The following is an 11,878-nucleotide window of genomic DNA, read 5'->3' on the forward strand; positions in this document are numbered from 1 at the left end:
ACCGTTAGTGGCCTCTGTGTAAAGTTTGCAAAGTTTATACCCGTGACGCCGGGCGCACAATGCAGCAGACCACAAGCAAAATCAAAGGTTTGCGTTCACTTGCCGGTTTTGTGCAGATTGTTTGACGGCGCAGGCCCCTGAAGCACAAACCCGACATGGGCCGGGTTTGTGGGGGGAGCGATTACAACTCAGGGTCTTCGACGCCCGTGTATGCCTCGGAATCCTTGTACAAATCGTGCACATGGCGCACCAGCACCATGATCACCGCCGCCACCGGCAATGCCAGCAGGATCCCGGTAAAGCCAAACAACTCGCCACCGGCCAGGATCGCAAAGATCACCGCCACCGGGTGCAGACCGATTCGATCGCCCACCAGCAATGGCGTGAGCACCATGCCCTCCAATGCCTGGCCGACCATGAACACCGCGACAATACCGAGCATCGGATACAGGTCGCCGCCAAACTGGAACAACCCGGCCACCAGTGCCGCGCCAATGCCGATCACAAAGCCCATGTACGGCACGATGGCCGCCAGACCGGCGATCAGGCCGATCAACAGCCCCAGCTCCAGGCCAATCGCCATCAAGCCGGCGGCGTAGATGATCCCCAGGGCCAGCATCACCAGCAATTGACCGCGCACGAATGCGCCGAGCACTTCATGGCACTCCCCTGCCAGGGACACGATGCGCTCCTCGCGGTTACGCGGCAGCAGGCTGCGGATCTTCGCCATCATCACGTCCCAGTCACGCAGCAGGTAGAACGCCACCACCGGGATCAGCACCAGATTGGTCAACCAACCGATCAGCGCCAGGCTGGACGCCGTGGCCTGGCTGAGGATCACACCGACGATATCGGTGGTCTGGCCCATGTGCTCACTGATCGCCGCCTTGACCTTGTCGAACCTCCAGAAACCATCCGACAGCCCCAGTTTGGCCTGGACCCACGGCATCGCCGTGTGTTGCAGCCAGTCGAGCATCTGCGGCGCCAGTTCATAGAGGCGAAACAGTTGCTTGGCCAGCATCGGCACCAACACCAGCACCAAGACAGTGATGATCAAGGTGAACAGTGCGAACACCGCGACCACGCCCAGGGTCCGCGACAAGCCGGCTTTCTCCAAGCGATCCACCACGGGATCGAACAGATAGGCGAGCAGCAGCGCAACCAGGAACGGCGTCAGGATCGAATGCAGCAAGAACACAAAAACGCACAGCAGGACGATCCCGCCAAGCCACACCCAACGACGCGTATCCGCCATAAACCACTCCATCGCTTCTATATATAGAAAGAACTGTTACCAACGAAAACGCAGTTGCGCCTGTGGTTCGGGTGCAGCGGCCGGTTGCGCGCCTTCAACGACCGGCTGCGCAGCCTGTGCCTCACCGGCCGGGATCTCCTGCAACTTCGCCAGGCTCAATTGGCTGCGCAACTGATCGGCACTGCCGTTGACGCGATACACAATGCGATTGCCATCCACCCGCAGCGGCTGGCCCCCAAACGGCTCCAGCAAATGACCCAGCGCCGCATAGCGCTCCAGAGTCATCCCCTGCACTTCCAGCAATTGCTCGGTGCTCACGCCCGGCTTGACAGCAAAACGCGGCGCCAGCTTTTGGCTGACCGCCAGCATCACCGCATCGGCCACCGCGCCGGTATCCGCACCCTGGGCGGTGCCCTGCTCGCTCTTGTCGCCCAGCCACAGCCGCCATTTGGCTTGCCATTGGCTGCCTTCCTGGCGCGCGTGTACAGCCAGCAACGCATCGGCGCCGTAGCGTTCGGACGCGGCGCGCAATGGGGTGGCGTCGGCACTCTCCAGGTTCGGCGCCGTGGCGACCACCTGCTCATCAAGGTCGCCCAGGGGTAGGCGCAACGGCAGGCCACGGTGCTGGGCGGCGCGGCGCAGAGCCTGGGCGACGGCCTGACCATCGCCTACGAGGCTGCTGCCTTCCGTGGAATCGTTCAGCCACCAGCCAAGAATCGACGGCCGATTGCTGCCCCAGATCGACAGCCCGGCGTCACGCAGGGCGCGGTCGGTGCTGACCGGGTCGAAGTCCACTTGCAGGCTCTCGGGCGGGCCGGCGTCGTAGCCGTATTGGGTGATGATTTGCTGCGGGTCCTTGCGAATCGCCGCCAGACCGGGGCCGTCGGCGGCCTTGGCGTCGCCGGTCAGGCGGATCACCATCGTCTGCACGGCGCGCTGGGTCGCCTGGTCGCGCTCTTGCGGCGACTGGCTGCTGACCGGTTCAAGTACTTGATACAGGCCATTGAGGGTTTCGGCATGACTCGCCAGGCTGACCAATGACAAGCAGCCCACAAAAAACACATTACACAGACGCATGGAAGATTCCCGAACGACAAATTTAGCGGCTGGAACAGACCGCATGAACTCGGTTTGCCAAGGCTGTGACCACGGCCACCGACAAAACACTCACAGGGTCCTGATAAGTTTTCATGCTGTCACAACGATAGCGGCACCAAGGCTATACCTTAATACGGCCCGAAGCAGAGCCGATTAGCATTTTTTTAACCGGCTTTTTAGCCTATATGGCCCTGCCCGTCGGCCCGAGGATGGCCGCTGCCCCTCAAGCCTGATAAAATCGCGCGCCTTCGCAGACCGTCAACGGCTGGGCCTTTTACCAAAAGCGCCTGCCCGCTCGGTCGTTACCCAGAAATCCCCCCTAAAGGCCTGGATCATGAGCAAGCAACCCTCCCTGAGCTACAAGGACGCCGGTGTAGACATCGACGCCGGTGAAGCATTGGTCGAACGCATCAAGAGCGTCGCCAAGCGCACTGCGCGCCCCGAAGTCATGGGCGGCCTGGGCGGTTTTGGCGCCCTCTGCGAAATCCCGGCCGGCTACAAACAGCCGGTATTGGTCTCCGGCACCGACGGCGTGGGGACCAAGCTGCGCCTGGCCTTGAACCTGAACAAACACGACAGCATCGGCATCGACCTGGTGGCCATGTGCGTCAACGACCTGGTGGTGTGCGGCGCCGAGCCGTTGTTCTTCCTGGACTACTACGCCACCGGCAAGCTCAACGTCGAAACCGCTACCCAGGTAGTGACCGGCATTGGCGCCGGTTGCGAACTGTCGGGTTGCTCGCTGGTAGGCGGCGAAACCGCTGAAATGCCTGGCATGTACGAAGGTGAAGACTATGACCTGGCCGGTTTCTGCGTCGGTGTTGTAGAGAAAGCCGAGATCATCGACGGTTCCAAAGTGGCCGCCGGTGACGCCCTGCTCGCCCTGCCATCGTCCGGCCCGCACTCCAATGGCTACTCGCTGATCCGCAAGATCATCGAAGTGTCCGGTGCCGACATCGAAAACATCCAGCTCGACGGCAAGCCACTGACCGACCTGCTGATGGCTCCGACCCGCATCTACGTCAAGCCCCTGCTCAAGCTGATCAAGGACACCGGTGCCGTCAAAGCCATGGCCCACATCACCGGCGGCGGCCTGCTGGACAACATCCCGCGCGTACTGCCAAAAGGCGCCCAGGCGATTGTCGACGTGGCCAGCTGGCAACGTCCTGCCGTGTTCGACTGGCTGCAAGAGAAAGGAAACGTCAACGAAACCGAGATGCACCGCGTACTCAACTGCGGCGTGGGCATGGTCATCTGCGTGGCGCAAGAGCACGTAGACACCGCGCTGAACGTCCTGCGTGAAGCTGGCGAGCAGCCTTGGGTCATCGGTCAGATCGCCACCGCCGCTGAAGGCGCTGCGCAGGTTGAACTGAAGAACCTCAAGGCTCACTGATGTCCCAGACCTGTGATGTCGTGGTGCTGCTCTCCGGCACCGGCAGTAACTTGCAGGCCCTGATCGACAGCACGCGCACCGGCGACAGCCCGGTGCGTATCGCTGCGGTGATCTCCAACCGCAGCGACGCCTACGGCCTGCAACGTGCCAGCGATGCGGGTATCGAAACCCGCTCACTGGATCACAAGGCGTTCGACGGCCGCGAAGCCTTCGATGCCGCCTTGATCGAACTGATCGACGCGTTCAACCCCAAACTCGTGGTATTGGCCGGCTTCATGCGCATCCTCAGCGCTGATTTCGTGCGGCATTACGAAGGGCGCCTGCTCAATATCCACCCGTCCCTGCTGCCCAAATACAAGGGCATGCACACCCACCAGCGCGCGATTGACGCCGGTGACAGCGAGCATGGTTGCAGCGTGCACTTTGTCACCGAGGAACTCGATGGCGGGCCTCTGGTCGTACAGGCAGTGGTTCCGGTACAGTCTGACGACTCGGCGCAGACGCTTGCGCAACGGGTGCATACCCAGGAACACAGGATTTACCCGCTGGCCGTACGCTGGTTTGCCGAGGGGCGGTTGATTCTTGGTGATCAGGGTGCATTATTGGACGGTCAGTTACTCGCGGCCAGCGGCCACTTGATTCGAACCTAGGAGATTTTATGCGTCGCGCCTTGCTCTTCGCTTTTGCTCTGTTTGCCTTGCCTGCGGTGCAAGCGGCGGACCTTCACCCCTTCTCCGCCAGCTACACCGCCGACTGGAAACAGTTGCCCATGAGTGGTTCGGCTGAGCGCAGCCTGACCAAGAACGGCGACGGCACCTGGACCTTGAATTTCAAGGCCTCCATGATGATCGCCAGCCTGACCGAAACCAGCGTGATCCTGTTTGACAAGGACACCCTGCAACCCAAGAGCTATACCTTCGAACGCGGTGGCCTGGGCAAGGCCAAGAAGATCAACCTGGACTTCGACCAGAGCGCCAAGAAAGTCACCGGGTTTGAGAACAAAGACGCGGTCAACGTGCCCCTGCAAAGCGGCATGCTCGACAAGTCGACCTACCAATTGGCGCTGCAGCGCGATGTGGCGGCAGGCAAGAAGAGCATGAGCTACAACGTGGTTGAAGGCACTGACGTCGACACCTACGATTTCCGCGTGATTGGCCCTGAGAAAGTGCAGACCAAGGTCGGCTCCATCGATGCAATCAAGGTCGAGCGCGTGCGTGACCCGACCCAAAGCAAGCGCATCACCCAGATGTGGTTTGCCAAGGATCAGGGCGGCATCCTGGTCGCCCTGCGTCAGGTAGAAACCGACGGCAAGGAATACAACATCATGCTGCAGGACGGTACCGTTGACGGCAAGGCTGTCAAAGGCAACTGATAACGCTGATGTGCTGAACAAGAGCCTCGCGAAATGCGGGGCTTTTTTTCGCCTGGAGGTTGGGAATCGCCCGCGCAACACATGAAACTTTTGTCATAAAACCCAATGCCCGGCGAGCCAACCCCACGGTTTACAAGGCCTGCGGCACTGTTGCGTTTCCTGCAATAAATTGTTGCGCGCAAAACCGGTTTACTTAGCAAGCTAACAAAACATATAACAAAGGCCTGCGACGACTTGCCGCAGATCAACCAGAGATTGGAGCAAGCAGATGACTGTAAAAGTAACTGAGCGCGACGACGAACATATGTCCCACGAAGCCTTGGGCCATGGGATTCATATCTGGGATGTCTATCAACAAGACCTGCTGGTCGGCATGTTCCACAATGAGAGCGATGCTCATAACTACAAGAACGAACTTGAATCGCTTGAGATGAAACGCCAGGCACAAAGCTCCTGAATTATCCGAATGCTCAGGCCTTCGCTGCCTGAAAACACAAACCCCGCCTTTTGAGCGGGGTTTGTATGTTCAGGGCTGCTTCGCAGCCCGGCGCGGGGCAAGCCCGCTCACCACAGCACGCCCACTCATTACAGTCAGCAGGCGCGCTGCAGCGACGTTTTAATGCCTTACCACATCAGGTCATCCGGGATCTGGTAGGCCGCGTACGGATCGTCCTCATCCGGCACCTGGCTTTCCGTCAGGATATTGAGCTGCACGATACGCTCCGGTGCGCGCTCCTGGATCTTCAACGCCGCTTCGCGCGGAATCACTTCGTAACCGCCACCGTGGTGCACGATCGCCAGGGAGCCGTTGCTCAGCTTGTTGCGCATCAGCGTGTTGACCGACAGGCGCTTGACCTTCTTGTCATCCACGAAGTTGTAGTAGTCCTCGGTGGTCAGCTTGGGCAGGCGCGAGGTCTCGATCAGTTGCTTGACCTGGGCCGTGCGGGCCTTGGCCTCGGCTTTTTCCTGCTGCTGACGGTTCAACTCCTGGTCACGCTTGACCTTCTCGGCGTGCGCTTGCTGGGCCAGGCGCGCCTGGGTGTCATCCGCCTCGGCCTGGCCTTTGTGGACCAGACGCTGCTGCTTTTGTTTCTCTTTGCCGACCTGCTTGGCCTGCTTTTGGTTGACCAGACCTGCTTTGAGCAACTGGTCGCGAAGGGAAAGGCTCATGGTGCTTACTCACTTAGGCAACTGCTCAACCGCAGCTGGACACGTTCTTTTCCTGACGTTTGGCTTCGCCCCACAGGGCGTCCAACTCTTCGAGGGTGCAATCTTCCATGGGACGCTGGGTGTCGCGCAATGCCTGTTCGATAAATCGGAAACGTCGTTCGAACTTGGCATTGGCGCCGCGCAGCGCTGTTTCCGGGTCGACCTTGAGGTGACGAGCGAGGTTGACCGCCGCAAACAGCAGGTCACCCACCTCATCGGCAATAGCCAGCGCATCGTTATCGGCCATGGCTTCGAGTACTTCACCCAACTCTTCGCGCACGTTATCCACCACCGGCAACGCCGAGGGCCAGTCGAAACCGACCTGACTGGCGCGCTTTTGCAATTTGGCGGCACGGGACAAAGACGGCAAGGCGCCTGGCACATCGTCGAGCAGGGAAAGCTGCTCCGGAGCGTCGGACTTTTCTGCGCGCTCCTCGGCCTTGATCTGCTCCCAGCGCTGCTTGACCTGTTCTTCGCTCAGTTGCGGGATATCCAGCGGTGCATACAGATCGCCGGTGGGGAATACGTGCGGATGACGACGGATCAACTTGCGGGTGATGCTGTCGATCACCCCGGCAAACTCAAAGCGCCCTTCTTCGCGCGCCAACTGGCTGTAATACACCACCTGGAACAACAGATCGCCCAGTTCACCTTGCAGGTGATCGAAGTCGCCACGCTCAATGGCATCCGCCACTTCATAGGCTTCTTCCAGGGTGTGCGGCACGATGCTGGCGTAGGTTTGCTTGATGTCCCACGGGCACCCGTATTGCGGGTCCCGCAGGCGGTTCATCAGGTGCAGCAGGTCTTCAAGCGAATACATCGGGCTACTCATGATGGTGTGCGATTACGCCGGGTCTCGATGATGTTCGGCAACTGGGAAATCCGCCCCAGCAGCCGCCCAAGCGCGTCCAACCCCGGGATCTCGATGGTCAGGGACATCAATGCGGTGTTGTCCTCCTTGTTCGAGCGGGTGTTGACCGCCAGCACGTTGATCCGCTCGTTGAGCAGCACTTGCGACACGTCGCGCAGCAAACCGGAACGATCGTAGGCGCGGATGATGATGTCCACCGGGTAGGTGAGCACCGGCACCGGGCCCCAGCTGACCTGGATGATCCGCTCCGGCTCACGTCCGCCCAGTTGCAGCACCGAGGCGCAATCCTGGCGATGAATGCTCACGCCACGGCCTTGAGTGATGTAGCCGACGATCGCGTCGCCCGGCAGTGGCTGGCAGCAACCGGCGATTTGCGTCAGCAGGTTGCCCACCCCCTGGATCTGTATATCGCCGCGCTTGCCGGGCTTGTAGCCAGTGGCTTTGCGCGGGATCAGTTCCAGCTGTTCATTGCCGCGCTCCGGCTCGACCAGTTGCTGGGCCAGGTTGACCAACTGCGCCAGGCGCAGGTCGCCGGCACCGAGGGCTGCGAACATGTCTTCGGCGATCTTCATGTTGGCCTTTTCGGCCAGCTTGTCGAAGTCCACCTGAGGCAGGCCCAGGCGGGCCAATTCGCGCTCGAGCAGGGTCTTGCCGGCGGCGACGTTCTGATCGCGCGCCTGCAACTTGAACCAGTGCACGATCTTTGCCCGTGCCCGCGAGGTGGTGATGTAGCCCAGGTTCGGGTTCAGCCAGTCACGGCTTGGCGTGCCGTGTTTGCTGGTGATGATCTCGACCTGTTCACCGGTCTGCAGGCTGTAGTTGAGCGGCACAATGCGCCCATTGATCTTGGCGCCACGGCAGTTGTGGCCAATTTCGGTGTGCACGCGGTAGGCGAAGTCCAGCGGCGTGGCGCCCTTGGGCAAGTCGATCGCGTGGCCGTCGGGGGTGAAGATGTAGACCCGGTCCGGCTCGATATCCACCCGCAGCTGTTCAGCCAGGCCGCCGATGTCGCCGAGTTCTTCGTGCCATTCCAACACTTGGCGCAACCAGGAGATTTTCTCTTCGTACTGGTTGGACCCGGCTTTGACGTCAGTGCCCTTGTAGCGCCAGTGCGCACACACGCCCAGCTCAGCCTCCTCGTGCATGGCGTGGGTGCGAATCTGCACTTCCAGCACCTTGCCCTCGGGGCCGATCACCGCCGTGTGCAGCGAGCGATAGCCGTTTTCCTTGGGGTTGGCGATGTAGTCGTCGAATTCCTTGGGAATGTGCCGCCACAGGGTGTGGACGATGCCCAGCGCGGTGTAGCAGTCGCGCATTTCCGGCACCAGCACGCGCACCGCGCGCACATCGTAGATCTGGCTGAAGGCCAGGCCCTTGCGCTGCATTTTGCGCCAGATGGAATAGATATGCTTGGCGCGGCCACTGATGTCGGCGTCGACGCCGGTGGCCTGCAGTTCAGCGCGCAACTGGCCCATCACGTCGGTGATAAAGCGCTCGCGGTCGAGCCGCCGCTCATGCAGCAACGTGGCGATCTGTTTGTATTGATCGGGCTCGAGGTAGCGGAAGGACAGGTCCTCCAGCTCCCACTTGATATGACCAATGCCCAGGCGGTGGGCCAGCGGTGCGTAGATATCGAAGACTTCGCGGGCGACGCGGTTGCGCTTCTCGTCATCGGCGGTCTTCACCGCACGGATCGCACAGGTACGCTCGGCCAGCTTGATCAGCGCGACGCGCACGTCGTCGACCATCGCCACCAGCATCTTGCGCAGGTTCTCCACTTGGCCCTGGGTGCCCAGCACCATGGACTGGCGCGGGCTGAGGCTGGCGCTGATGGCGGCCATGCGCAGCACGCCGTCGATCAGCTTGGCCACCACGGAACCGAATCGCTGGCCTACCGTGGCCAACGGGATGTGCCCCTCACGCACGCCGCGATAGAGCACGGCGGCGATCAGCGAATCCTGGTCCAGCTTGAGATCGGCGAGGATCTCGGCGATTTCCAGACCGGTGCGAAAGCTGGAAGTGCCTTCGGCCCACAGGTTCTTCGCCGCGTTGTCTTGCTGCTCAGACTCACGAGCGAACTCGCAGGCTGCTTTCAAGGCTTCACGGTCCAGTGCCGGGTCGACACTGATGGCATGATCCAGCCATGCCTCGAGATTGATACTGCCGTCAGTGTTGATCGGCTGGTGTGCTCTCACCTGTACCATCTTGCTTACCTTCCCTACGACGCACCTTCGGTGCGCCAAAATCATCGCCGACCTTTTTACTGCGATCTCCGTGGCAGCTCATAGGCCTTGGAGAACGCAGGCCAGTCGGATTAAACGGGCATCCTAGCCCGCTTCAAATAACGCCATGGCCTCGACATGCGCTGTCTGCGGAAACATGTCGAGGATCCCGGCACGTTTTAGCCGGTAGCCCTGCTTGACCAACTCAACCGTGTCCCGCGCCAGCGTGGCCGGGTTGCAGGACACATACACCAGGCGCTTGGCCCCCAGTGTGGCGAGCTTGCGCACAACCTCCTGGGCACCCTCGCGAGGTGGGTCCAAGAGTACCGCAGAAAAGCCCTGTTTGGCCCATTCTGCGTCAGTCAAAGGCTGGGACAAATCGGCCTGAAAAAACCTCGCATTATGCAAATTGTTGCTGACGGCGTTGAGTGCCGCGCGGTCCACCATGGTCTGTACGCCTTCCACCGCCACCACTTCTCGCACATGGCGAGCCAGCGGCAGGGCGAAATTGCCCAGGCCGCAGAACAGGTCCAGCACCCGCTCATCGGGTTGCGGCGCCAACCAGGCCAGCGCCTGGGCAACCATCGCCTCATTGACCCCGGCGTTGACCTGCACGAAATCCCCAGGCCGATAGGCCAGCTCCAGATCCCATGTCTCCAGGCGCAAGCCCAGGGCCAACTCAGGCGCAACCGGTTCCGGCCGGCCTTCACCCTGCAGCCACAGTTGGGCGTCATGGAAGACGCAAAATTCTTTGAGTATGTGCAGGTCCGCCTCGGACAGCGGCGCCATATGCCGCAACAATACGGCCACGGACGAGCCACTGAACAATTCCACATGCCCCAGCGCCTGCGGTTTGCTCAAGCGCCGCAACATGTTCGGCAGACGCTGCATGATCGGTTGCAAGGCCTGTACCAGCACCGGGCAATCGTCGATGGCGACGATGTCCTGGCTGGCCACGGCACGAAAGCCCACCTCCAGCGTTTTCGCTTTGGCATCCCAACGCACGGCCACACGGGCGCGGCGTCGGTAACCGAATTCGGGGCCGCTCAGCGGTGCGGCCCACTCTTGCGGTTCGACACCCGCCACACGGGACAGTTGCTCGGCAAGCATGCGCTGTTTCAGGGCGAGTTGTTCGTTGTGGGGCAGGTGCTGCACGCTGCAGCCCCCGCAGCGGCCAACATGGGCGCAAGGTGCGGGGCGGCGCAGTTCGCTGGCCTTGAACACCCGCTCGGTGCGGGCCTCGACCACTTTGCCGTGGGTACCCAGTACCCGTGCTTCGACGTCTTCGCCGGCCAGCGCGCCATTGACGAACCAGGTGCGCCCTTCAAAGAACACGATGCCCCGGCCGTCGTTGGCCAGGCGTTCGATGGTCAGGCGTTGTTTCTTGCCCACCGGAATCTGTGGGGCCCGGCTGCCGCCCGTCGGTTGGAAGCGCAGGCCTCTCTCATGCTTGGCCATCAGTTGGGTTCGTCAAAAATGCCGGTCGACAGGTAACGGTCGCCTCGGTCACAGATGATCGCGACGATCACCGCGTTTTCCACTTCTTTGGACAAGCGCAACATCCCCGCCACAGAACCGCCGGAGGACACGCCACAGAAGATGCCTTCTTCACGGGCCAGACGGCGCGTGGTGTCCTCGGCTTCACGCTGGGCCATGTCGATGATGCGATCGACCCGCGCCGCGTTGTAGATCTTCGGCAGGTACTCTTCGGGCCAGCGGCGAATGCCAGGGATCGCCGCGCCTTCCATCGGTTGCAGGCCGACGATCTGGATCGCCGGGTTCTGCTCCTTGAGGTAGCGCGAATTGCCCATGATGGTGCCGGTGGTGCCCATGGAGCTGACGAAATGGGTGATGGTGCCCTGGGTCTGGCGCCAGATCTCCGGGCCGGTGGAGGTGTAGTGCGCTTGCGGGTTGTCGCCGTTGGCAAACTGGTCCAGCACCTGGCCACGGCCTTCGGCGGCCATGCGTTCGGCGAGGTCGCGCGCACCCTCCATGCCCTGCTCCTGGGTGACCAGGATCAGTTCGGCGCCATACGCCGTCATCGCGGCTTTGCGCTCGGCGCTGGAGTTGTCGGGCATGATCAGGACCATCTTGTAACCCTTGATCGCGGCCGCCATGGCCAGGGCGATCCCGGTGTTGCCCGAGGTGGCTTCGATCAGGGTGTCACCGGGTTTGATCTGCCCGCGCAACTCGGCGCGGGTGATCATCGACAGCGCCGGGCGGTCTTTTACCGAGCCGGCCGGGTTGTTCCCTTCGAGCTTGAGCAACAGGGTGTTGCTGGTTTCACCCGCCATGCGTTGCAAGCGGACCAGGGGTGTATTGCCGACGCAATCGGCGATTGTTGGGTACTGCAAGGTCATGGCGTATTCGCAATCCAGACTGCGGGGGCGAACATCATACCGGGAAAGATCGACGGGCCATATCACGCAAAGTGCGGTGCTTATGGCTTATAGGAATA

General features: G+C 61.3%; 11 protein-coding genes. 4 read left to right on the top strand and 7 right to left on the bottom strand.

Annotation, left to right across the window (positions count from 1 at the left end; translation table 11 throughout):
* Nucleotides 1-181: 181 nt before the first annotated feature.
* Both KZX66_RS07500 and KZX66_RS07505 read right to left on the bottom strand, forming a co-directional pair.
* Nucleotides 182-1,255, bottom strand: coding sequence for an AI-2E family transporter (locus tag KZX66_RS07500; protein ID WP_248077995.1), 1,074 nt, complete (start codon nt 1,253-1,255; stop codon nt 182-184).
* Between the two features lie 36 nt (nt 1,256-1,291).
* Nucleotides 1,292-2,332 carry a DUF2066 domain-containing protein gene (locus KZX66_RS07505; RefSeq protein WP_248077997.1) on the bottom strand — a complete coding sequence of 347 codons (1,041 nt, stop codon included), beginning with the start codon at nt 2,330-2,332 and terminating at the stop codon, nt 1,292-1,294.
* 355 nt (nt 2,333-2,687) lie between these two features.
* On the opposite strand from KZX66_RS07505, the gene purM reads away from it, so the two are divergent.
* From purM to KZX66_RS07525, 4 genes are all read left to right on the top strand, one after another.
* Nucleotides 2,688-3,746 carry a phosphoribosylformylglycinamidine cyclo-ligase gene (gene purM, locus KZX66_RS07510; RefSeq protein ID WP_248077998.1) on the top strand — a complete coding sequence of 353 codons (1,059 nt, stop codon included), beginning with the start codon at nt 2,688-2,690 and terminating at the stop codon, nt 3,744-3,746.
* On the top strand, nt 3,746-4,396 hold the full coding sequence (gene purN, locus KZX66_RS07515) for a phosphoribosylglycinamide formyltransferase (protein ID WP_248077999.1): 651 nt from the start codon (nt 3,746-3,748) through the stop codon (nt 4,394-4,396). Before purM ends, purN begins: the two co-directional genes overlap by 1 nt.
* Nucleotides 4,397-4,404: 8 nt before the next feature.
* Complete coding sequence (locus tag KZX66_RS07520; RefSeq protein WP_248078000.1) at nt 4,405-5,118, top strand: DUF3108 domain-containing protein; 714 nt, start codon at nt 4,405-4,407, stop codon at nt 5,116-5,118.
* A 268-nt stretch (nt 5,119-5,386) separates the two neighbouring features.
* Nucleotides 5,387-5,575, top strand: coding sequence for a hypothetical protein (locus KZX66_RS07525; protein ID WP_248078001.1), 189 nt, complete (start codon nt 5,387-5,389; stop codon nt 5,573-5,575).
* 167 nt (nt 5,576-5,742) lie between these two features.
* Here KZX66_RS07525 and KZX66_RS07530 read toward each other — a convergent pair whose 3' ends face one another.
* From KZX66_RS07530 to cysM, 5 genes are all read right to left on the bottom strand, one after another.
* On the bottom strand, nt 5,743-6,288 hold the full coding sequence (locus KZX66_RS07530; protein WP_248078002.1) for a DUF2058 domain-containing protein: 546 nt from the start codon (nt 6,286-6,288) through the stop codon (nt 5,743-5,745).
* Nucleotides 6,289-6,313: 25 nt separating this feature from the next.
* Nucleotides 6,314-7,147, bottom strand: coding sequence for a nucleoside triphosphate pyrophosphohydrolase (gene mazG, locus KZX66_RS07535; RefSeq protein ID WP_248078003.1), 834 nt, complete (start codon nt 7,145-7,147; stop codon nt 6,314-6,316).
* A gap of 8 nt (nt 7,148-7,155) precedes the next feature.
* On the bottom strand, nt 7,156-9,402 hold the full coding sequence (gene relA / locus KZX66_RS07540; RefSeq protein ID WP_248078004.1) for a GTP diphosphokinase: 2,247 nt from the start codon (nt 9,400-9,402) through the stop codon (nt 7,156-7,158).
* A 123-nt stretch (nt 9,403-9,525) separates the two neighbouring features.
* Entirely contained in the window at nt 9,526-10,878 is a 1,353-nt protein-coding gene (gene rlmD / locus KZX66_RS07545) for a 23S rRNA (uracil(1939)-C(5))-methyltransferase RlmD (protein WP_248078005.1), read from the bottom strand.
* Nucleotides 10,878-11,780, bottom strand: coding sequence for a cysteine synthase CysM (cysM, locus tag KZX66_RS07550; protein ID WP_248078006.1), 903 nt, complete (start codon nt 11,778-11,780; stop codon nt 10,878-10,880). Before cysM ends, rlmD begins: the two co-directional genes overlap by 1 nt.
* Nucleotides 11,781-11,878: the final 98 nt, after the last annotated feature.

Origin of the sequence: Pseudomonas sp. EYE_354, from assembly GCF_023148575.1 — a bacterium.
Lineage (GTDB): Bacteria > Pseudomonadota > Gammaproteobacteria > Pseudomonadales > Pseudomonadaceae > Aquipseudomonas.